12 protein-coding genes and 1 tRNA gene are annotated in these 23,799 nt (G+C 48.1%); 5 read left to right on the forward strand and 8 right to left on the reverse strand.

Translation table 11 applies throughout. From position 1 onward, the window contains the following. Positions 1-227: GNAT family N-acetyltransferase (locus ACSHX2_RS11420; protein WP_435693081.1), on the forward strand; the 227-nt coding region annotated here is incomplete at its 5' end. 675 nt (positions 228-902) lie between these two features. Here ACSHX2_RS11420 and ACSHX2_RS11425 read toward each other — a convergent pair. The 8 genes from ACSHX2_RS11425 to bioA all read right to left on the reverse strand — a co-directional run bounded on the left by ACSHX2_RS11425 (position 903) and on the right by bioA (position 19,679). Then, on the reverse strand, positions 903-1,652 hold the full coding sequence (locus tag ACSHX2_RS11425; protein ID WP_435693082.1) for an FKBP-type peptidyl-prolyl cis-trans isomerase N-terminal domain-containing protein: 750 nt from the start codon (positions 1,650-1,652) through the stop codon (positions 903-905). 18 nt (positions 1,653-1,670) lie between these two features. Next, on the reverse strand, positions 1,671-3,422 hold the full coding sequence (locus ACSHX2_RS11430; RefSeq protein ID WP_435693083.1) for a ShlB/FhaC/HecB family hemolysin secretion/activation protein: 1,752 nt from the start codon (positions 3,420-3,422) through the stop codon (positions 1,671-1,673). A 9-nt stretch (positions 3,423-3,431) separates the two neighbouring features. After that, positions 3,432-9,578 carry a YDG domain-containing protein gene (locus ACSHX2_RS11435; RefSeq protein ID WP_435693084.1) on the reverse strand — a complete coding sequence of 2,049 codons (6,147 nt, stop codon included), beginning with the start codon at positions 9,576-9,578 and terminating at the stop codon, positions 3,432-3,434. Positions 9,579-9,619: 41 nt separating this feature from the next. Then, positions 9,620-16,213 carry a YDG domain-containing protein gene (locus tag ACSHX2_RS11440; RefSeq protein WP_435693085.1) on the reverse strand — a complete coding sequence of 2,198 codons (6,594 nt, stop codon included), beginning with the start codon at positions 16,211-16,213 and terminating at the stop codon, positions 9,620-9,622. 453 nt (positions 16,214-16,666) lie between these two features. Then, positions 16,667-16,834: a hypothetical protein gene (locus tag ACSHX2_RS11445; RefSeq protein WP_435693086.1), complete on the reverse strand. Its 168-nt coding sequence runs from the start codon at positions 16,832-16,834 to the stop codon at positions 16,667-16,669. Between the two features lie 313 nt (positions 16,835-17,147). After that, entirely contained in the window at positions 17,148-17,924 is a 777-nt protein-coding gene (locus tag ACSHX2_RS11450) for a LuxR C-terminal-related transcriptional regulator (protein ID WP_435693087.1), read from the reverse strand. A 286-nt stretch (positions 17,925-18,210) separates the two neighbouring features. Continuing rightward, positions 18,211-18,287, reverse strand: a tRNA-Cys gene (locus ACSHX2_RS11455). Positions 18,288-18,386: 99 nt separating this feature from the next. Further along, on the reverse strand, positions 18,387-19,679 hold the full coding sequence (bioA, locus tag ACSHX2_RS11460) for an adenosylmethionine--8-amino-7-oxononanoate transaminase (RefSeq protein ID WP_435693088.1): 1,293 nt from the start codon (positions 19,677-19,679) through the stop codon (positions 18,387-18,389). Positions 19,680-19,795: 116 nt separating this feature from the next. Between bioA and ACSHX2_RS11465 the strand changes: the two genes are divergently transcribed. The 4 genes from ACSHX2_RS11465 (at position 19,796) to ACSHX2_RS11480 (ending at position 23,778) form a co-directional block, all read left to right on the forward strand. Further along, a complete protein-coding gene (locus ACSHX2_RS11465; protein ID WP_435693089.1) occupies positions 19,796-20,779 on the forward strand; it encodes an ABC transporter ATP-binding protein in 984 nt (327 codons plus the stop codon). A gap of 18 nt (positions 20,780-20,797) precedes the next feature. Further along, positions 20,798-22,447: a hypothetical protein gene (locus tag ACSHX2_RS11470; protein ID WP_435693090.1), complete on the forward strand. Its 1,650-nt coding sequence runs from the start codon at positions 20,798-20,800 to the stop codon at positions 22,445-22,447. 145 nt (positions 22,448-22,592) lie between these two features. After that, positions 22,593-23,306, forward strand: a complete 714-nt coding sequence (locus tag ACSHX2_RS11475) for a transglycosylase domain-containing protein (protein ID WP_435693091.1) — start codon at positions 22,593-22,595, stop codon at positions 23,304-23,306. Positions 23,307-23,349: 43 nt separating this feature from the next. After that, a complete protein-coding gene (locus tag ACSHX2_RS11480) occupies positions 23,350-23,778 on the forward strand; it encodes a Fur family transcriptional regulator (protein ID WP_435693092.1) in 429 nt (142 codons plus the stop codon). The last annotated feature ends 21 nt before the right edge of the window (positions 23,779-23,799 follow it).

Genomic DNA, 23,799 nt, shown 5'->3' on the forward strand with positions numbered 1-23,799 from the left:
CTAACGCTCAGCAAAAAATGAATGCATTGATCCTACGCCAGTGGAATGACACAGACCTTGAGTTGTTCACGGAGATGGACTCCGATCCACAAGTCATGCGTTACCTGTTGCCGATGACACGAAACGAATCCTTGGTTATCTTTAGTTACATACGAAAAAAATTAAGCAACGTGGATGGGGGGGCTGGGCGTTCTCACCCCTATCCGCCAACAAAAAAGGCCACCTAATGGTGACCTTTTTTAGCGATGGAGGTGGAGGCGGGATTCACCTCACATTTTTAACATTCCTTATTCCATATAGGATCATAACCCTTCATGAAGCACGTAAACGGACAGTTGTGTACCACTTTTGTGTCCCACTTTTGTGTCCCACTTTTGTGTCCCACATTTACTAACACACAGGTTATGTCAGTAAATGTTTTTTTGATGATACTTACGACCAATTATACCCAGGGATAACTGCAGCCTCATTGGCGGCATAATCAGCAGTTAGAACCCGTTCAGCCCATAGCCCTCACCAACAAGGAAAGGAGTAAGCTCTAACTCCAAATTGATCGTACATTTTTGGCTAAACGGAGGCAGGCTCTGCGGAGACGCAACTATGCCCAGGGAAAACCAATGCACTGGCGACCGATAGTGTCGTAAAACGAGGCCGTATTCACCAAGAAACAGTGAATGCGGCCTTCTGCATTCCAAACTCCGCTCTATCGAGATCCTGTATTATGCCTCAGAAAATTTCGGAGTTAGGGGCAGAGCCCCATCCAGAAATGCCAAAACCATCATACTCGACATTTTTAGTATGATGGTTTTGGAAATATATTACGATGAAAGCGTGGGAATCTTCCGAAAATCATACGACAACAAGTCGGAAATTAACTCATAAGCCAAAAAAACCACCTGCCACTATTCGCTATTCGCTGGCTTAACATCGGAAAGAAGAACATCCATCACCACAACAGCATTGGGCTCTAAAACAGCTCCTACACGGCGAGCTCCGTATGCAAGCTGGGGCTTGAGATAAAGTTTCCAGTGTGATCCAACAGGCATGATGTTCAGAGCCTCCGCCAAACCTTTAATCGGGGTTTCCGTCAGTCCTACCAATTTCTTTTGCGGAGAACCTTCAAAGACAACTCCCTCTGTGTCTGCATTGGCATAGCTAATAAAAAATCGGTTCCTCTTCTTAGGCTCTAATTCCTTTGTATTAAAAGCAGTCACCTTTCCCTCTCCGGATTTAATGACTTCATACTGCATACCGTTCTTCGTAATTTTAACGCCTTCTTTTTTAGCGTTATTTTTCATCCACTTCGCACTGACTTCCAGATTACTCTTCGCTAATAAAAGTTCACGTTCTTGCAGCTTCGCATTCATGAGATTAAGAGCCACTCGAAAGTCTGCCATTTTGATGCTTGAGTCTTTTCCCATCATTGCCTCAGCAAAGCCTTCCGCAAATGCTTCGAGAGAAAAGTCACTCACTTCATACCCCTGTTTGCGTAACTCAGCGACTAATTCCTTTCCTTTCAAATAGGCAACTCCGGACGACACCTGCTCGCGCAGTTCGGAGGTCACCTCAAGTGGCTTTTCTTCCTCTGCTGACACCAGAGGACTAGTTGAAAAAACGGCAAATATGGATAGGATAAATCTATGTGTTTTCATTTGATTATATTTTTATGATTAAAAGCTAACAACTGTCCCGATGTGGAAACGTCCGTCATCATATGAGCCCGCGTCTCGGAGCTGCCATCCATATTCGGCACGCAATGTCATATGCTTACTCACCATCGCATTAACTCCCACGCCCGCTGACCACATGATCCCAGTGTCAGCTGCTGAGCCGTCTTGACGCACGATTTCATCTCCTTTCGCTGTCACCACTGCATAGTCGGTAAAGATGAATGGCTGCCACTCTGCTTTGTGCGCTTCATTGAAATCATAGTGCATCGATTTAAAATTCAGCTCATTTCGCCAAATGATCCCGCTGTCAGCTTGGCTGAATTCACGTTCATTGTATCCACGAATAGAGTTATACCCACCAACTGTTAGTTGCTCACTAAACAACAGTTTATCATCACTCAATTGCCCTACAATTTGAGTATCATAGACCATTCCATGCGGTAGTTGTTTCAACCAACCTACATTCAGCTTCAAATAGGAGTAGCTGTTATCCGCACCTGAACGGTTGCTATTAAAGTCATCATCACTGGAATTTGAAAAGATGCCGCCGAACCCTGAGACTAAGGCCACATCAGCGTAAGACTTGGAGCCCTCGATACGATGCATCATCTGATAACCTAGCTCCACTTGCCCGCGCTGCACCTCGTTGTCCGATACAGGTATGACACCGAACTCCAGAGCATTTTGCGTGCTCATCCACCCCACTCCAGCATAAAGCTTCTGCGTGATATTCTGATATGGATCTAGCCCTATCGTATAGCGTGTTCCTAGCTCACGACTATCACCCTCGATAGTGAAAGGCTCATTCTCTACCTCCGTCTGAGTGAACCCACCGTAGAAATCTAATTTCGATTTATTAGCAAAAGGAATACTGTAGGCAAAAGCGTGAGCACTCAGCTCGCCGGCATCAGCTGCCATGGTGAACTGATAGTTGAACAAGTGCCCTAGCCCAAAAGCATCTCCCCAGTTGAATCCAGCAATGTATAGCTCCTCTCCCGTGAGAACAATCCCCGAGTTTTCATAGCCTATGTAATATCGCCAAGGACGCTGATCGTTCACCTTAAGAATAATATCTGAGCTATAAGCAGCTGCACTAGGCGAGAATATAGGCTGCACATTGAGAAAGGGATTCGTATTCATCCAGTCCACATCATCGAGCAAGGCCTGCGCACTGATACTTTGACCCTCTGGTATGGTTAGCTTGTTTAAGATCGTCTTATCTGAAAAATGTTTATTCCCTGCTACACCTGCCTTTCCGAAGAGAGATTCTATGACGATCAGCTGCACCACGCCATTAGAAATATCCTGTTCAGGTAAAATGACATCCACAGCCGGACGATCGTTATTTCGGAAATGCATCACCAGCTTACGCTTCATCTCACTCAAGGACTGCATACTAACGGGCTTCCCCATGTATTGCGCTAGCATCTTACGAAGAGCCGCACTTTGGAATATCACCACGCCTTCCGCATCATTCGGCAAGGTGACTTTATCCCCCACTGGAACCGATGCCCTAAGATTCACATCGGATTTATTGCGATGGATCACCACACCATTGAGCGATGGCAAAATCTGTGTGTTATCTGTCTCAGCAGCAGGGAGTGCTCCTGCACTGGGTAGCTCAGCGTCAGGGCTTATATTGGGTAATTCTTTTGGTACTATTTTTTCAAAGCTCTGGGCATGAATAGAAAGCGATGATAGCAGAGTCGCTCCTGTGATAATCCATTTGGACGTCATATGTGTCGTTGTCATTTTAGTAAATTAATTAGCAGCAGTGCTGAATGCCTCGCTAAGTAGATCATTGAGACGTTTCTCATCCTCCTCGCTAAGCCCTTCTTCGCTTTCCCCATTTGCCTGCTTGCGTTGCTCTTTTCCGATCAGTTCCCAGATCTCTTGATTGTATTGAGGCAACCACCCGAAGTAGTTCACACCATCCGTTAGCTGCTCTTCATCTGCTACGAACTGATTGATCAGGTTACGGTATTCACCAGGATCCTCTGTATTGTGGACGACCGAGCTGAGGAGAATATTCCCTGTCACACCCGCTGGCTGCATGCTGAGCTGGTAATTAGAAGAATCTGCACCTGAGATCCCGTAGCCACTCGTCAGAATCGGCTTACCATATCCACTCTCTGCATCATAGAAAACGCCAGAACCTGTGATGAGATCTACGCTTTCACCTCCTAGAATACCATCTAACTGACCTCCCATGAGAATCGCTAAGACTGACCCATCATAGTATTTATCAATAGCGCTAACATCTGAAATAGTAAGCAGAGCAGGTGTAATATCAGCGGTGGTCTCGACTTCATTCGTAGCATTCGTAATGAAGTAATTAGCTGCATCAGCACCAGAAAGGGCGAGCCCTGTAGAAGTGACTACTTTATTTATGCCTACATTTTCATCAGAAAAGGCATCTGAGATAGATGTGATCGTTAGCGCATCTCCCACTACCCGATCATCACCGAAGGTCACATCAGCACCCGTAGTTGTGTCGTAGACTTTATCATCTGCATTACTAGAAATAGTCAGCCCTCTCTGATTCACAGTTAGGTCACCACTATTAAATAATTCGGTGACACCTTCCACGGCCTCTCCACCTAAGCCTGCAACTGTAGCATTCGCCGTATAAGCATCATTGTAGCTACCTGCATCAAGGACTCCACTGATCCCCGCAGCATTCGTGGTAGATCCAGAGAGACTTAGTCCCCATTCGGCAGTATCAATCACATTCCCCCCATAGCTAGCTGATTGTATCACCGTGCTCGTCGGGGCTGTTTCACCATAGGTGATGACTTGGTCTGCTGCAGTAGTCGTAACCATAGGTATCTCAGTGTAAATCAAGCCATCTCCACTCGGTAGCGCTGAGGCTATTGGATTAGCCACACTGAAGTTCTGACCGAAGCTGAGGAAATCCATATTCGTGATTTCGATATCATTACGATTTACATCAGGCCGTGATGAATAAATCAGCGATCTGCCAATGCTTGTCGTGACGGGAGTGAGAGACCCCGTATCGTTGTGGAAATTCTCACCTGCACTGAAGATGATGTTACCCGCACCTACATTATTTAGGGTAGCACCTGCGCCTAGAATGAGATCGTTATTTGCGATGATGAGAAGGTCGTTTGCTGAATCATAACTCCCATCATTCACTTCAACACCAGAGAGGTTATCTAGATTCCCACTTCCATCGATCACCTCTAGGCTTGATCCTGTAGCAGTAATGGTGACATCCCCGCCGAGCAGACCGTTTTCGATGATTCCACGCCGGATACTACCATTGCTACCTGCTAGAATGTTTGCGTCAGCATCATAGCTCGCTGCCGTCAGTGTGATATTAGCATTCATCGCCGCGTTATTATCGGCTGACCCATGACCAATCCATGCATAATTAGCATTTGAATTGGTTCCATCTTGCAGAGAAACTTCCCCACTAACCGTTACCGTGATATCACCAGAACGGGTGCCAGTGGATTGGCCACCATTTTCAAAATCTGCACTTCCATGACCCAGTTGGCTGTAGGAATTATTTCCTACGCCACCCGTGAAGGTCAAATCATTGGCTTCCGTTATGGTGATCACTCCACTGTGATTTCCTGAGGCAGCCCTCCCCCCATGGCCTAGCTGGCTGTAGGAGGCTCCATTCCCAATACCTCCCGTGAAGATTAAATCATTGGCTTCCGTTATCGTGATCGCTCCACTGTGATTTCCTGAGGCAGCCCTCCCCCCATGGCCTAGCTGGCTGGAGGCACCAATGCTCCCGCCGCCCGTGAAGACCAAATCATTGACTTCCGTTATCGTGATCACTCCACTGTGATTTCCTGAGGCACCCACTCCCCCATGACCTAGCTGGCTGTAAGCAAAATTCCCCCCTACGCCCGTGAAGGTCAAATCATTGGCTTCTGTTATCGTGATCGCTCCACTGTGATTTCCTGAGGCATCCTCTCCCCCATGGCCCAGCTGACTGTAGGCAAGAAGTTCGCCACCGCCCGTGAAGGTCAGATTATTGGCTTCCGTAATCGTGATCGCTCCACTGTGATTGCCTGAGGCAGCCCTCCCCCCATGACCCAGCTGGCTATAGGCAGCAAAGCCTACGCCGCCCGTGAAGACCAAATCATTGACTTCCGTTATCGTGATCACTCCACTGTGATTGCCTGAGGCAAATGCCCCCCCATGACCCAGCTGGCTGTAGGACTCAGAACCTCCTCCAGCCGTAAAAGTCACATCATTGGCTTCTGTTATCGTGATCGCTCCACTGTGATTGCCAAAGACAGTCCTCCCCCCATGACCCAGTTGACTATAGGAATTATTTCCACTGCCACCCGTGAAGGTCAAATCATTGGCTTCTGTTATCATAATATCTCCACTGTGATTTCCTCTGGCAAACAATCCCCCATGACCCAGCTGGCTGTAAGCAGCAGCTCCGTCGCCCGTGAAGGTCAAGTCTCCTCCTACTGCTATCGTAATCGTTGCATCCGTTGTCGCTTCTATCTGATTACCAAAATTTCTATCTGCACCCACATGTCCGATCTGAGTGTAGCTTAATTGCCCACTGCCAGATTCTGCTATGATATCGTTCAGCACATCTACTGTGATGCCTCCAGTAATATTATAACCTGCACCTCGATTTGAGGCTTGAAAGCCTAGCTGAGCAAAGCCTTCATCCGTAGCATCACTCCCTGTTAGAGTAAGATCATTGCCAAATACATTTGTTTCCCCGCTACGGCTACCCACTGCGATGCCAACCGTCTGAGCACCATCACCTATGTTAACACTCCCTGAGTTATTTCCAAACAGAGTCGTAACATCCAGGTCAGCACCATCAAATGTAGCAAAATCATAAGTAGTCACACCATCCCAGCCTGCGATGAGACGGATCTCTCCTCCATCGACATCCAGAGAGTTTTGAATACTCGTATTCAGATTAAGATCATGACTCGCAAGCAGTGTTAAATTATTTGTAACGCTGAAGTTACCATCATTCGCTTCCCCACCAGAGAGGTTCGCCAGATCGACACTCCCATCGATCACCTCCAGGCTCGATCCTGTAGCAGCGATCGTGACATCTCCACCAAGCAGACCATTTTCTATGATTCCACGCCGGATACTACCATCGCCACCGGCAGTGACGCCTGAGCTCGTATCCCTATCATAGCTCGCTGCCGTCAGTGTGATGTCAGCATCCGTCGCCGCATTATCAGCTGAGCCATGACCAATCCATGCATAATTAGCATTTGAATTAGCTCCATCTTGCAGAGAGATTTCCCCACTAGCCGTCACCGTAATATCACCAGATCGCGTGCCAGTGGCTTGGTCTGTCCTTCCAAAATCTGCACTCCCATGACCAAGTTGGCTGTAGGCATTTACTCCGCCGCCCGTGAAGATCAAATCACTGGCTTCCGTTATCGTGATCGATCCACTGTGGTTTCCTAAGGCACCCCACCCCCCATGACCCAGCTGGCTGTAGGCATAATTTCCACCTCCACCCGTGAAGGTCAAATCATTGGCTTCCATTATCGTGATCGCTCCACTGTGGTTTCCTAAGGCACCCCACCCCCCATGACCCAGCTGGCTGTAGGCATTTCTTCCGCCTCCACCCGTGAAGGTCAAATCATTGGCTTCCGTTATCGTGATCGCTCCACTGTGATTCCCATCAACACCATGACCCCCATGACCCAGCTGGCTGGAGGCATCTATTCCGCCACCCGTGAAGATCAGGTCATTCGCTTCCGTTATCGTGATCGCTCCACTGTTATTTCCTAAGGCATTAACCCCCCCATGACCCAGCTGGCTGGAGGCATTTCTTCCGCCGCCCGTGAAGATCAAATCATTGGCTTCCATTATCGTGATCGCTCCACTGTTATTTTCTCTGCCAAACCTCCCCCCATGACCCAGCTGGCTGTAAGCACCATATCCTCCGCCGCCCGTGAAAGTCAAATCATTGGCTTCCATTATCGTGATCGCTCCACTGAAATTACCTCTGCCAAAATACCCCCCATGACCCAGCTGACTGTAGGCATCTATTCCGCCACCCGTGAAGCTCAAGTCTCCTCCTGCTGCTATCGTAATCGTCGCATCCGTTGTTGCTTCTCTATTCAGATTATTAGGAGTTCTATCCGCTCCCACATGCCCGATCTGAGTATAACTGAAGTTCCCGCTGCCAGATAATGCTGTGATATTATTCAGCACACCTACCGTAATGCCTCCGGTAATGTTATACAGGAAGCCTTGATCTGTGGCCTGAAAACCTAGCTGTGCAAACGTAGCAGCCCCGCCCCCCGTCAGAGTGAGATCATGGCCGAATACATTCGTTACCCCGCTGCGGCTTCCCACTGCGATACCCACTGTCTGAGCACCATCACCAACGTTAACACTCCCTGAGTTATTACCAAACAAATCTGTAACACTCAGATCAACACCATCAAATGTAGCAAAATCATAAGCAGTCATACCATCCCAGCCTGCCACAAGGTTTAGATCGCCACCCGTGTCATTACTATTCTGCACACTAGCGTTGAAATTCAGGTTTCTCCCAGCAAGTAGAGTGAAATCCGCTGTCGAGTCATACAAAACCGCGTCATTGATGGTAATATCACCATTGCCTCCAGTGGCTAAAGGGTCAGTCGCGATAGTCAGGCTACTGCCTCCATTGAGAAACGTTACAATATCGGTATTATTCAGATTATTACTCCCCGATGTCCCCGTTCCTGCACTAGAGATCGTGATATCATTGGGGTCGATCAAGAACTCTCCACCCTTACCATTCGCAGCTGTAACGTCCACCTGACCAAGCCAATTTTGGTAATTCCAGCTCTCCTTGCCAGAGGTCTCAATAAACCCGCCATCGCCTCCGAGAGCTCCACCTCTAGCAGAAATACCACCATCTAAATCCGCGGTATGTTCCGCAAAAATAATCACCTCTCCACCATCACCATTTTCAAGAGCATCTGCTGCTATCTCAGAACCAGCCTCCACAATGACCTCAGCAGCATTATCGATAGGACCTTCGCCCAGCTTGCTTCCGCCAATGTTAACCTGACCTCCACCCTCTGCACCTGAAGCATTGATGTTACTATTGCTACCCAGCTTAATTTTCCCACCCTTCGATGTGAGTAAAATACGACCTCCCACATTCTGAACACCAGTTGCCCTGATAGCACCATTGTTGTTGATCCCCAATGCATAGACATTTCCCCCAGCTGCCTTCAGCTCTGCATTCACAGCATTGATACTCCCCTGATTCACCACTCCATCTTTACCCGTCACACTCGTGGAAGGCTGCACCAGCAAACGCTGCTCTCCAGAATCTGCTAGAGTCACCTCGGCACCCGCTGCTGCTGCGAGGCCCACTGTTCCATCAGTAGCTGTGATGCTACCGTGGTTCGCCACTTGATCCGCGATGAGAAACACATCACCTCCCGAAACAGAAATCTCACCTAGATTAATAATCGCTCCACCCTGATCACCAGCCGTAAAGTTAAGATCTCCACCAGCGAGGAAATCGCTATCACTCAAGCGATGCGTAGAACCTACAAATCCCGCTGTCTGAATCACCCCTTGATCACCAACAACGATACCATTCTGATTGATCAGGAAAACCTGCCCATTTGCCTGCAAGCGACCATGAATCGCTGAAAGGTTATTCCCCACCACACGGTTCAGAACAGCCGAACTCCTACTAAGCTGGTTAAATTGAGTCAGCTCCCCACTACCGATGGAGAAATCCTGCCAATTAATAATCGCCTGATCAGTCAGCTGATCAATCGTCAGAGTGTTCCCTGACGAATGAATAGTAGCATCTCCCGAACTCACCACTCCACCTGATGGATTAGCATGTAAGAGAGAAGGTGATAGCAAAGTCACTCCCATGACACCCCATTTAAGTTTTCTATATATTGTTGTCATCTTGTGTGTAGATCGATTGAGCGAATGGTTTAGTATCCGAATTAGTTAGATACCGTGCTGAATGCTTCACTGAGTAGTTCCTCAAGACGTTTGGTTTCATCTTGATCGAGCCCACTCCCATCAGCTTGCTCTTTTTTGATCAGTTCCCAGACCTCTTCACTGTATTCTGGTAACCACCCGAAGTATTCAGTCCCCTCTCCTACATACTGAGCATCATCATTAAACTGGTTGATCCAGTAGCGGTAATAATCATGATCATTAGACAAAAGGTTGTTCGTGCGCGGTAAGATATTTCCTGTAACTCCGGCTGGCTGGCCGCTGATCTGATAATTACCCGCATCTCCCCCTGCAATACCGTAGCCTGTGGTTGCAATAGGTTTGAAGTATCCAATCTCAGGATCAAGGAATAGCCCTGAGCCCACTACGAGATCAACATCATCACCACCCAGAATTCCATCTAACTGACCTCCAACAAGGATCGCCGAAGTAGTTCCATCATAGAACTTATCCAGAACAGTAATGCCAGACACGTTAAGTGTAGCGACTGTGATATCTGCTGTCAGACCACTTGGCTGACCTGAGATGACGTAGTTCCCTGAGTCCGCTCCACTCAGTGCGTAGCCTGTAGCGGTGACGACTTTGCCTACTCCTACGTTCCTATCACCAAACTCTCCTGTGCCACTAACAAGATCAACACTGTCGGCCCCTAAGATTCCTCCCAACATTCCTCCTGTGAGAGTCGCCACCGTATTGGTATCGTAGACTTTGTTTTCTGCGCTGACTCCATTAATCGTCAGCGTTGCTGCTGTGATATCTGCTGTCAGGCCACTTGGCTGCCCTGTGATCACGTAGTTCCCTGCATCTACTCCACTCAGCCCAAAGCCTGAAGCAGTGACGACTTTGCCCACTCCTACATTCCGATCACTAAACTCTCCTGTGCCGCTAACAAGATCAACACTATTGGCTCCTAAGATCCCTCCCAACATTCCTCCTGTGAGAGTCGCCACCGTATTGGTATCGTAGACTTTGTTTTCTGCGCTGACTCCATTAATCGTTAAAGTCGCCGCAGTAATGTCAGCGGTGCTCTCCACTTCATTCGTAGCATTCGTAATGAAGTAATTAGCTGCATCAGCACCAGAAAGGGCTAGCCCTGTAGAAGTGACTACTTTATTTATGCCTACATTTTCATCAGAAAATTCATCCGAAATCGACGTGACCGTTAGCGCATCTCCCACTACCCGATCATCACCGAAGGTGACATCAGCACCCGTAGTCGTGTCGTAGACTTTATCATCTGCATTACTAGAAATAGTCAGCCCTCTCTGATTCACAGTTAGGTCACCACTAATAAATAATTCGGTGACACCTTCCACGGCCTCTCCACCTAAGCCAACAACTGTAGCATTCGCCGTATAAGCATCATTGTAGCTACCTGCATCAAGGACTCCACTGATCCCCGCAACATTTGTGGTAGATCCAGAGATACTTAGTCCCCATTCGGCAGTATCAATCACATTCCCCCCATAGCTAGCTGATTGTATCACCGTGCTCGTCGGGGCTGTTTCACCATAGGTGATGACTTGGTCTACTGCAGTAGTCGTAACCATAGGTATCTCAGTGTAAATCAAGCCATATCCACTAGGCAGCCCTGAGGCTATTGGGTTAGCTAGACTGAAAGTCTGCCCGAAGCTGAGGAAATCCATATTGGTGATCTCGATATCATTACGATTTACATCAGGTCTTGATGAGTAAATCAGTGATCGACCAGAAGTCGTCGTCACTGGAGTGAGAGACCCCGTATCGTTATGGAAATTCTCACCTGCACTGAAAATGATGTTACCAGCACCTGCATTGTTGAGCGTAGCCCCAGCTGCTAGGATCAGATCGTTACTTGCGATGATAAGAAGGTCGTTTGCGGAATCATAACTCCCATCATTCACTTCCCCACCAGAGAGGTTCGCCAGATCGACACTCCCATCGATGACCTCCAGGCTCGATCCCGTAGTAGCAATGGTGACATCTCCACCGAGCAGACCATTTTCGATGATTCCACGCCTAATGCTACCATCACCACCTGCTAGAATACTTGAGCTAGAATCCCTATCATAACTCACTGCCGTCAGTGTGATGTTAGCATCCGTCGGCGTATTATCAGCTGACCCATGACCAATCCATGCATAGCTGAAACTCGAATCAGGCGTTACTCCATCTTGCAGAGAAATTTCACCACTAGCAGTTACCGTGATGTCACCAGAACGCGTGCCAGTGGCTTGGGCTGCACTTGCTGGAAGTTGGTCTATACCTCCAAAATCTGCACTTCCATGACCAAGAAGACTGTAGGCATTATTTCCGCCGCCGCCCGTGAAGGTCAAATCATTGGCTTCCGTTATCGTGATCGCTCCACTGTGATTTCCTTCGACAAGCATACCCCCATGACCCAGCTGGCTGTAGGTAAACCGGACATTGCCTCCCGTGAAGGTCAGGTCATTGGCTTCCGTTATCGTGATCGCTCCACTGTGATTCCCTTCGGCACCCCCCCCCCCATGACCCAGCTGGCTGTAGGCAGACTCGTTTCCACCACCTGTGAAGGTCAAATCAGTGACTTCCGTTATCGTGATCGCTCCACTGTGATTCCCATCAGCAAATACCCCCCCATGACCCAGCTGGCTGTAGGCACTATTTCCGCCACTGCCCGTGAAGGTCAAATCATTGGCTTCCGTTATCGTTATCGCTCCGCTGTAATCTCCAAAGGCACTATACCCCCCATGACCCAGCTGGCTGTAAGTGAAAAATTTTCCGCCGCCCCTGAAGGTCAAGTCTCCTCCTGCTGCGATCGTAATCATCGCATCCGTTGTTGCTTCTATATTAAGATCAAAACCTCTATCCGCCCCCACATGCCCGACCTGAGTGTAGCTGAATATCTCACTGCCAGATGCCGCTGTGATATCGTTCAGCACACCTACTGTAATGCCCCCAGTAATGTTATAATCTGCACCTTGATCTGACACTTGAAAACCTAGCTGTGCGAAGCCCTCATCTGTCGTATTGCTGCCGCTCAAATTGAAGTCATAGCCAAAGACGTTTGTTTCTCCGCTACGGCTCCCCACTGCGATGCCATTCGTCTGAGTCCCATCACCAATGTGAACACTCCCTAAGTTATTACCAAACAATGTCCCACTACTCAGATCAGCACCATCAAATGTAGTAAAATCATAAGTAGTCACACCATCCCAGCCTGCGATGAGATGGATCCCTCCTCCATCGACATCCAGAAAATTTTGGATACTCACATTCAGGTTAAGATCATGACTCGCAAGCAGTGTTAAATTATTTGTAACGCTGAAGTTACCATCATTCACTTCACCACCAGAGAGGTTATCTAGATTCCCACTTCCATCGATCACCTCCAGGCTCGATCCTGTAGCAGCGATCGTGACATCTCCACCGAGCAGACCATTTTCAATGATTCCACGCCGGATACTACCATCTTCACCTACTGCGATGCTTGAGCCCGAGTCCCTATCATAGCTCGCTGCCGTCAGTGTGATGTCAGCATCCGTCGCCGCATTATTAGCTGACCCATGACCAATCCATGCATAATTAGCATTTGCATTGGCTCCATCTTGCAGAGAGATTTCCCCACTAGCCGTTACCGTAATATCACCAGAGCGAAAGCCAATGGCTTGGTCTGCACTTCCAAAATTTGCGGCTCCATGACCAAGAAGACTGTAGGCATTACCACCACTCCCTCCAGTGAAGCTCAGATTATTGGCGTCCGTTATCATGATCGCTCCACTGTAATTTCCTAAGCCCGCCCCTCCATGACCCAGCTGGCTGTAGGCAAACTCACCCCCGCCACCCGTGAAGGTCAAATCATTGGCTTCCGTTATCGTGATCTCTCCACTGTAACTTCCTACGGCCTGCACCCCCCCATGACTCAACCGGCTGTAGGCAAACCCACCGCCGCCACCCGTGAAGGTCAGGTCATTGGCTTCCGTTATCGTGATCGCTCCACTATAGTTTCCAAAGACAGACCTCCCCCCATGACCCAGCTGGCTATAGGCAGCAAAGCCTACGCCGCCCGTGAAGACCAAATCATTGACTTCCGTTATCGTGATCACTCCACTGTGATCTCCAAAGGCACTATCACCCCCATGACCCAATTGGCTGTAGGTAAAATTATCCCCGCCGCCCGTGAAGGTCAAATCATTGGCTTCCGCTATCGTGATCGCTCCACTGTGATCTCCATCGGCATCATATCCCCCATGACCCAGCTGACTATAGCTATACAAACCTTCGCCACCCGTGAAGGTCAAATCATTGGCTTCCGTTATCGTGATCGCTCCACTGTGATCCCCATCGGCACTCGTCCCCCCATGACCCAGCTGGCTGTAGGCATCTATTCCGCCTCCACCCGTGAAGATCAGGTCATTCGCTTCCGTTATCGTGATCGCTCCACTATGATTTCCATCGGTAAATTCGCCCCCATGACCCAGCTGGCTGTAGGTTGAATTCGCACTCCCCGCTGTAAAGATCAAGTTAGCGACTTGATTGATCGTGATATCCCCAGTAATTCGCCCATCGGTAGATATCCCTCCATGGCCTAAGTGACTATATGTTATATTCGCGCTCCCACCCGTAAAAATTAAATCACCTGCTTCAGTAATCGTTATATCGCCGCTTTTAGAACCATCGGCAGAGCGTCCGCCATGCCCCAACTGACTGTAGCTATATAGATCACCTCCACCCAAGAAGCTCAAGTCACCGCCAGCTGCTATCGTAATGTTCGCATCTGTTGTTGCGTCTATCCTAAAATCAAAAATCCTATCCGCTCCCACATGTCCGATTTGAGTGTAGCTGAATTCCGCATCACCTGATTCTGCAGTGACCTCGTTAATCATACGTGCTGCAATGCTTCCTGTAATAGTATAGCCCGCTCCTTGATCCGAGATTTGAAGCCCAAGCTGAGCAAACGCCTCGTCACTAGTATCACCTCCTCTCAAACGAAGATCGTAGCCAAAGACGTTTGTTTCCCCACTACGGCTACCCACTGCGATGCCACTTATCTGTGTGCCATCCCCGATATTGATACTTCCTGAGTTGTTCCCAAATATCGTCGTGCTGCTTAGATCTGCATTATTGAAATTAGCGGTGTTATAACCCGTCGTTCCGTCCCAGCCAGCGACAAGGTTTAGATCTCCACCGGTGTCATTACTATTCTGCACGCTGGCATTGAAATTAAGATCTCTTCCGGCAAGCAGCGTGAAATCCGCGGTTGAATCATAAAGAATCGCATTATTTACCGTGATATCTCCATCTCCGCCAACTGCTGAGCTATCGGTAGCAATCGTAAGGCTACTGCCTCCATTCAAAAAATTAACAATATCGGTATTATTCAGAGCATTATTACCTGATGACCCCGTTCCTGCACTAGAGATCGTGATATCATTGGGATCGATCAGAAATTCTCCCGCCATCCCCAGCGTAGCTGAAACATTCACCCCACTCGCCCAGCCTGCATAGCTCCAGTTTTCCTTACCAGAGGTTTCAATAAAGCCTCCATCACCACCGAGCACTCCGCCTGTAGCTGAAATACTACCAGCAAGATCAGCTACCTTCTCAGCAAAAACAATCACCTCTCCACCATCACCATTGACGGTAGCATTGGCTGCGATCTCTGACCCCGCCTCCACAATGACCTCAGCAGCATTATCGATAGGACCTTCACCCAACTTACTCCCCCCAATGTTGACCTGCCCTCCACCCTCTGCACCTGAAGCATTGATGTTACTATTGCTACCCAGCTTAATTTTTCCACCCTTCGATGTGAGTAAAATACGACCTCCCACATTCTGAACACCAGTTGCCCTGATAGCACCATTGTTGTTGATCCCCAATGCATAGACATTTCCCCCAGCTGCCTTCAGCTCTGCATTCACAGCATTGATACTCCCCTGATTCACCACTCCATCTTTACCCGTCACACTCGTGGAAGGCTGCACCAGCAAACGCTGCTCTCCAGAATCTGCTAGAGTCACCTCGGCACCCGCTGCTGCTGCGAGGCCCACTGTTCCATCAGTAGCTGTGATGCTACCGTGGTTCGCCACTTGATCCGCGATGAGAAACACATCACCTCCCGAAACAGAAATCTCACCTAGATTAATAATCGCTCCACCCTGATCACCAGCCGTAAAGTTAAGATCTCCACCAGCGAGGAAATCGCTATCACTCAAGCGATGCGTAGAACCTACAAATCCCGCTGTCTGAATCACCCCTTGATCACCAACAACGATACCATTCTGATTGATCAGGAAAACCTGCCCGTTTGCCTGCAAGCGACCATGGATCGCTGAGAGGTTATTCCCCACCACGCGGTTCAGAACAGCTGAGTTTCTATTGAGCTGATTGAACTGCGTGAGCTCACCACTACCAATGGAGAAGTCCTGCCAGTTAATAATCGCCTGATCAGTCAGCTGATCAATCGTCAGAGTGTTCCCTGACGAATGAATAGTAGCATCTCCCGAGCTCACCACTCCACCTGATGGGTTAGCCAGTAAAAGGGAGGGAGATAATACTACCAACTGAATATAGGCCAACAATGTGAGTGAAGATGTGACTTGGTAACTTGTTTTCATGGGAAATGTTGATTTTGTTGGAAATTCTGTATTTTAACTTTCTAGATACCGTGCTGAAGCCATCATTGGTCAGACCATTGATCTAGAGGCATAAACACATACGCTTCATCTACGCCGTTGAAACAGGCGCGCTTGTTCGCGTGACATTTTTTGCTCCTTTATGGGAAATTTAAGAAGTCGGTCTTTTTCGTATCCAAGCTTCCTGCAGAGTTAAACGTAATATCCGACCCCTTCTCTAGAATGACAATGCTGACAGCCGCCTTTGACGTAACAGGTGCAAATATTAAGAATAAAATCGCTAACGAACGTTTAAAATTCATACAGGGAGTTATTCCACATCATCAGCGACATGTCATCCCCTCTAATCAGAGGTGTATGTGAGATTATCAACAGCCTAACTAACCTCAAAGCGGCGGGGATATCTTGAGATATTCAGCCCCTTGCATTGGTTTTTTAAGGAGTTAAATCGTCGTCAGTAAAGCGTTGGCGGAAGAATATCTCCGGCTCTAACAAGGCGCTGAGATCTAGAGTGATCATTGTTTGGCTACCACTTACACTAGGTATTCCCGTTGTAATAGATTGCCAAGAGTTAGGCTGAAGTGTCGTGGAGCTTTCTAGCACTGGGTTGAGGTAGCAGAACTGTCGTCATCATTCTGGCCTAATCTTTCATCAGGATAATAAGTACCCGCCGCCATCCAGATTTCATCCCCACTAACTGAATTACTAAGAGCGTCCTGTAGGTTCACATATGCACTACTCCAGGAAGATCCATCACCACTGATGCGGAAGCCAGCGTTTACATAAATCACATCTGCTAGAAGAGAGGGAAGCGTAACTAGTAAACACGTAAAAATAAGGAATAGTAATCTCATCCCATGAGTCATCCCTTATCATCAGCTACATGTCATCCCCCCTAATCAGAGGTGTCTATGGATTATCCGTTACCTGATCCCAACCACAAAGCAGTGAGACCAGCACGACCACGAACCCCCATCTTACGGAAGACTGTAGTGACGTGTTTATGCGTTGTCGTTATATTTTGATTCAGCCGATCCGCTATTTCCTTCTCGGAAAGATCGGTGAGAAGAAGCCTCTGCACCCGACGCTCCATCGGAGAAAGGGGCTTCTCGGCAATGACTAAGCCCTGACTCAACATGACCCGATGGTGCAACCACTTAAGAGGCGCATTAATCGCCGCCAGGAGCTCCGCATCATCTTTCGTGAAATCATGTTCACGCCCTGGACGATAAAACCCAAAGGTAGACTCAGAATCCTTATTGATCGGTACCATCACAAAAAGAATATCACCAAGGCCTATATGACTATAAAGAGCCTTGTAGTGATCACTATCATACCATTCAGGTGGAGCCATTTCTCTCCAGCGTAGGATGCGGAAAGTGCCCATGTCTTTTTGAAAGGAAACAGCAGTGGGATCTATTTCACCTTTTTCCAGACGTTTCCGAACATCTTTACTCATCTCATCCATCGTCTCCATAGGACGAAGCATATGCATCTTTAGCGGACGCCAACCATCGATAGTAACACGTTTCTCCGGAGCTGATAACTTCACCACCGCAGCCCATGAAGCATTGTCTGCATCCAAAATATCACAGATTTCAGCGAGTAGAAATTGCATACTTTCTTCCACCTCCTCTGCACTAAAATCAGCGAGCTTATCCCACAACTTGTAGATTTTTGAATCTATCAACATACCTTTGTTTATATAGAGGTCACTTGTAATAAAGACGAAAGGTACGCTAAATTTCCAGCACCAACCTTTCTCGAAGCAATATGGTGGCGCTGAAGGAGGCTGGAATCTCTCATACTAAAGTCGTACTCACCTCTCTCTATAGCTGGTAAATGCCACTTGGTTGTTTAATGACTCCTTTATTCAATGGAATATCTTCTGAATGTGTCCCACCTTTGTGTCCCATTCCAGAGCATTAAACCTTTACAAAACAAGGAACAAGCTGATTCTTAAACTCTTAAGATCTAGCTGGAGGCGGAGGCGGGATTCGAACCCGCGAATGTCGGTTTTGCAAACCGGTCCCTTAGACCACTTGGGCACTCCGCCATCGCTAGATGTTGTGCACTTGAGAAGAACTCTCGAGTGCGGGCAGTTCGTAACCTCTACCCTTTACGCTGTCAATAATGCAATTACTTAGAATTATACTTAATCGCCTAATATTTCAGTAATTGATTGAGCGATAGCATCCAAGGATTGGTCGATTTCTTCAAAAGAAATACTCAAAGGTGGCAAGAACACAATGGTGTCGAGCACTGGTCGCGTCAAAAGTCCCCATTTACGGGCTGCGAGACAGACTCGCTCACCTACTCTCATAGACCTATCGAAGCTCACACCGTCAGCGTCACGAAGCTCAATACCCGCAACCATACCACATTGGCGCAGCTGCCAGACTTCGGGAAATTGGGCTGAAAGCGCATCCAGACCTTTCTTCAAATACGCACTTTTCTCCTTAAGCCCTTCGAGAGTTTTCTCTTCTTCGAAAATTTGTAGATTAGCCAATGCAGCTGCACAGCCTAGTGGGTTCGCGGTGTAACTATGCCCGTAGTAAAAAGCATTCTCAGCGCCACCTAGAAATGCCTCATAAATCTCTTCGCGAACCATGGTGGCCGCCATCGGCAAATAGCCTCCAGTTAGGCCCTTGGCCAAACAAAGAAAATCAGGAATTACCTTCTCGCGCTGGCAGGCAAACATTGCCCCAGTTCGTCCAAATCCGGTCATTACTTCATCGAGAATAAGATGCACTCCCTGCTGCTCCGTAAATTCGCGAAGCTCCGCGAGCATCCCATCTGGCCACACGTGTATCTGGTTCACACCTTGCACTAAGGGCTCAATGACCACTCCAGCCACTCTATCAAGCCCATCTAACTCCTTCAGCTCAGTGACAGAACTCACAAAGCGCACAGGAAACCCAAACTTCCGAAATCTAGAGAAAAAAGCATCCACTCCACCCAGTGACGCAGCTCCCATTGTGTCGCCATGATAACAATCCACAAAGGCCACAAACTCGGTACGCTCTGGCTCACCAGATTGCAGTCGATACTGGATCGCCATTTTTAAGGCGCACTCGATCGCTGTGGAACCATCATCCGAGAAAAAAGTGCGCTGCAGCGAGGTGTACGGGAAAAAGCCCGCCAACTTTTTAGCTAACTCAGCAGCCAAGGGATGGCTGTAACCCAAGAAAGACGTGTGAGCCACTTTATCAAGCTGCTCTTTGATAGCCTCGTTTAAGCGAGGATGTGCGTGGCCGTGAATATTCGTCCAGATAGAAGCATTTCCGTCAATGTAGCGATTCCCTTCAGCATCCTCTAACCAAACTCCCTCTCCTTTCACCAACATTAATGGATCATGCCCCTCAGCAGTCCACTCCCCTTGTCGGGTAAATGGATGCCAACAATACTGCTTATCCATAGCGACTGAGTCTGCGAGCTGAACCTTCATTTACTCAAGACTTACGCAGCTCGTAATTGAACTGCAACTGAAATTCTTTAGTGAAAGTAGGGCATACACACTTTCCCCTAACACATTCCTCCAATCTATGTTATGTGTCTTATTCTATGCCATCGACTATACCAAGCCCTGTCGAAGAAGCTCCCACGGTCATGCCATCTGTGCTCGTACATGACCTTCGGATTGATTATGGTTCACACCTCGCCGTGAATGGCATCAATTTGGAAATCCCTGTCGGTAAAATCTATGGTCTCGTAGGTCCTAATGGCGCAGGTAAAACCTCCACATTTAAGGCACTTGCTTCCCTGCTCACGCCGACTCACGGCACGATCACTCTCAATGGCTACAATGCCACCACTCACCAACGGCTAGCCCAAGCTAACATTGGATATATGCCAGACATGGCACCCGTATCCTCAGACCTGAAAGTGTGGGAATTCCTCGATATGTTTGCTGGCTCTCACGGACTCAGAGGTGAAACCAAGACTGAGCGCATTAACACCTGCCTAGAGCAGGTGGACCTCAGTGGTGAAAAAAACTTAATGTGCACTGCACTCTCTCGCGGGATGATGCAGCGTCTAGTGCTAGCAAAGACAATTCTGCATAAACCTCAATTACTCATCCTTGATGAACCAGCCAGTGGTATGGACATCAAGTCACGGGTGAAACTTAGGAATGTGCTCCGCGATATTTGCCAGCAAGGCTCCACGGTCCTCATTAGCTCACATATCCTACCTGAATTAACCCAGATGTGTGACATGATAGGTATCCTGCACAAAGGCTCGCTACTAGATTCAGGAAATGTAGATGAAGTCCTCCACAGAATGACAGGACTTCTCCCTGAAATTAAGATCCAGCTAGCAGAGCCCCCTAGTAATAACTGGCATAAATTCCTAGAGAAAAACCACCAAATATCTAGCGTACAAGGGATCGATATACTCAATTTCTCATTCCATTTCGATGGTACCAACAGCGAGCTTTCTCTGCTGATTCATGAAATGATCACTCAAGGATTCCTTGTAAGTAGGATAACCGAACAACAGCGCAGTCTTGAAGAAATCCTACTCGATCTAGAGTACGATGGTCACTAGCAACAACTCTCCTAACCAATGTCATTTATCGCACAGCCTAACACCCTCGACACCTTACCCAAGTGTTGGCAAATCTGGAAAAACCCCATTTTTCATCGGTACCGCCGTTCGAGACTGAGGCTCTCTTCACTGATTACAGGACTCCTGCTCTATGGTGGAAGTTCCATATTTTTCTATCTAATCACCCTTGGGATTTCTCTCACACACGTTCAGCACGAAAGTATGGCAGAGACCGCCATATACCCTTTTGGTCTCATTGTGTTCCTCCAGCTCTTCATCCTTAATTTTGTAGGTACGGGAGAAGTAGCATCCGGCATGGCCCGGGAATCGATTGATGGTGTACTCACCTACCAGCAACTCACACCTCTCAGCCCAGCCACGAAAATCATTGGCTACCTAACCGGTCTCCCGATTCGCCAATTCTATCACTTCCTAGTCACCCTCCCGGCTACCTTCTTAGTCATACAGACAGGAGATATACCTACGGCAATTTGGGGGCCCATATACACGGTCTTACTCACCTCGACATGCATGTTCTACCTCCTTGCTATGTCAGTAGGTCTCATAATGGGTAAAAAGTTTTCAGCTCTCATTTCACAAGGATTGGTCGCACTACTTTATTTCGCACTTCCCCAGCTATCAAATTTTGGCTTTGTCATTTTTGAATACCTCACCATTCGTCCTACCATTTTCTCAGCTGCTCAAAAGCTCAGCGAGTTTAATATCACTGCATCCCATTCAGCCCTTTTCTTCAACTGGGAAGTCAGTAACACCATATACTGTATCTGCATCCAGGGCCTCCTCAGTTGGATCTTCTACAGCCTACTACTAAGACGCTGGCGAAATACAGATGCCCATCTACTCAGTAAATCTCAATGTATCGTCATCACCATTCTGCTGCACATCATCATCCTTGGTAGCATCTGGACAAACACCAGTAATGGCACAATTTTTAATATAGATATCCAGGGACTAAGCCCAGGAGCTATTGTAGCTAGAGAAGCTCTGGCCTCGAATAAGCAGTACATAGCCGCGACCATACTGTCACTTTATGGATCCATTGGATTCACGGCGGCTATCCTCTTACAATACGTATACACACCAGATAAATTCTTCTACCTAGCTGGCCTGAGAAACCCAAACCGTCCTTCTAGCAGACTGCAGAACTTACGCTCAGATTCCGGCACAGGCCTCCCCACCAGCCTATGCATCGCCTTAATCTCGACGATCGCTTGGCTCGCCTACGCCTACCACATGCAGCAGAGCCCTACTGTCCAGGCGGTAACTACTAACGCTGCTTGGCTAACAGCCAAACCCATACTCATCCTCGTGGCCATCATCCCACTCGTTGTGCATGCTCTTGTTCTAGAATATCTAGGACGACAACTAACGGGCATCATCGCAGGTTTCGCATGGGTTCTTCCATTAGCATTCGGGATCTTACTCAATGCTTGGAACGTCGTTGAAAATTTTGCAATCTTCCTCTACGGCTTCTCCCCACTGGCTATGAATTTCACACCTGGGTATATTGTCACAGACAACCCCGTCAGCAAATCGAATAGTGCGTTTATCTACGGCTCTGAAGTTGGTTTAATCATTTACTCCCTCATTGGCATTATCTTTACGATACAGCTTATCAAACGACACAGGAAATTCCAAAAGGCTTAAGACACAAAAGGCAGGCAACACTTCTCGACTGACCTTGGCAGAATTTCCGCTACAATATCGAGTTCCCGTGTACATCAACCTCCATTCCCCCTCCTATCTACGCAATCATTACGCCAGGCCAGCTTCCGCGCGCGTAATGAAATGTATGGGAATCTTTTCAGCACTCGCTCTTTATACTTGGTACGTACTTCCATTCTCTGTTGGCCCTCTTGATCTACAGGCCATCAATAGTAGTATTTGCCAGCAACCACTCTCCGCTGAACAACATTTCTCGACCCTCCTGGTAGATGCCACTCTGGCTGCAGAAGATAAGCGTTTCTACCACCACGGCGGAATAGACCTCTGCGCTAATATGCGGGCGATAAAAGACGCGATAGAAGCCCAGCGCTTTGTCAGTGGAGCCTCCACCATCACACAACAAACAGTCAAACTTCTTACGCACACACCCCCTCGCACACTCGAAACTAAATGCACCGAAGCACTCTATGCTCGAAACTTAGAAATGCGTCATAATAAAGAAGCTATCCTCTTCACCTACTTTGAACTGCTAGAATATGGGAATCGCACACGCGGCCCAGAACAAGCAGCCAAACATTACTTTAATAAAAGACTGCACACACTCACCCTACCTGAAGCCGCCTTACTAGCAGGACTTCCACAAGCACCCTCTAGGCTAAATCCCAGAAAAAATCCAGAAAGCGCTATAAAAAGACGCAACTGGATACTTGAGCGGATGTCTATTGTACGCGGCTATTCAGCAGAGCAGGTAATGGCAGCTCAAGCCGCTCCCCTCGACTTGTACATTCACGCGGAATCTAAGAGTAACAAACTCGCTCTGAAAGAGAGTCCTCAGCACTAATCTATCTTGCACTCTCCGCACACCCATTGCACAGTCACTCCTAATGAGCCACGACACTGCAAGCATCATCACCCAATGTAAGGAAGCTGGACTTCGTCGCACCAAAGCGCTCGAACTACTTATCGACACCTTACTCGACTCCCCCCGCCCGATGACACTCGCTGAGCTATCTGAGCACAAAAACCTCAATACCCAATGTGATCGTGCTACCGTTTTTCGCCTCCTCCAGCGACTTACAGATAAAGGAATAGTCCGTCGCCTCGGGCTTCACGAACGCGCAGCCTACTTCACCTTACTTCTGACTGGTAGGCACCAAGACTTCCTAATCTGCACAGAGTGCGGAAAGATCGAAGCGATCAACGCGCCGTGTCCCGTGCACGCACTCGAAAAGGAAATTGCTCAATCCTCCGGCTTCAGTGGCCTCTACCATGAATTAGAGTTTTTTGGAATCTGCCCAAGCTGCACCGCCTAAATAGTAGCCTAAGACAGTGCT

Source organism: Rubritalea sp., assembly GCF_051252225.1.
In the GTDB taxonomy this organism is placed as follows: Bacteria; Verrucomicrobiota; Verrucomicrobiia; order Verrucomicrobiales; family Akkermansiaceae; genus Rubritalea.

What these genes read in the sequence shown, in the direction of transcription:
- ACSHX2_RS11425 (WP_435693082.1), bottom strand. Translation starts at nt 1,652, where the DNA reads ATGAAAACACATAGATTTATCCTATCCATATTTGCCGTTTTTTCAACT.
- ACSHX2_RS11430 (WP_435693083.1), bottom strand. Translation starts at nt 3,422, where the DNA reads ATGACAACGACACATATGACGTCCAAATGGATTATCACAGGAGCGACT.
- ACSHX2_RS11435 (WP_435693084.1), bottom strand. Translation starts at nt 9,578, where the DNA reads ATGACAACAATATATAGAAAACTTAAATGGGGTGTCATGGGAGTGACT.
- ACSHX2_RS11440 (WP_435693085.1), bottom strand. Translation starts at nt 16,213, where the DNA reads ATGAAAACAAGTTACCAAGTCACATCTTCACTCACATTGTTGGCCTAT.
- ACSHX2_RS11450 (WP_435693087.1), bottom strand. Translation starts at nt 17,924, where the DNA reads ATGTTGATAGATTCAAAAATCTACAAGTTGTGGGATAAGCTCGCTGAT.
- bioA (WP_435693088.1), bottom strand. Translation starts at nt 19,679, where the DNA reads ATGAAGGTTCAGCTCGCAGACTCAGTCGCTATGGATAAGCAGTATTGT.
- ACSHX2_RS11465 (WP_435693089.1), top strand. Translation starts at nt 19,796, where the DNA reads ATGCCATCGACTATACCAAGCCCTGTCGAAGAAGCTCCCACGGTCATG.
- ACSHX2_RS11470 (WP_435693090.1), top strand. Translation starts at nt 20,798, where the DNA reads ATGTCATTTATCGCACAGCCTAACACCCTCGACACCTTACCCAAGTGT.
- ACSHX2_RS11475 (WP_435693091.1), top strand. Translation starts at nt 22,593, where the DNA reads ATGGGAATCTTTTCAGCACTCGCTCTTTATACTTGGTACGTACTTCCA.
- ACSHX2_RS11480 (WP_435693092.1), top strand. Translation starts at nt 23,350, where the DNA reads ATGAGCCACGACACTGCAAGCATCATCACCCAATGTAAGGAAGCTGGA.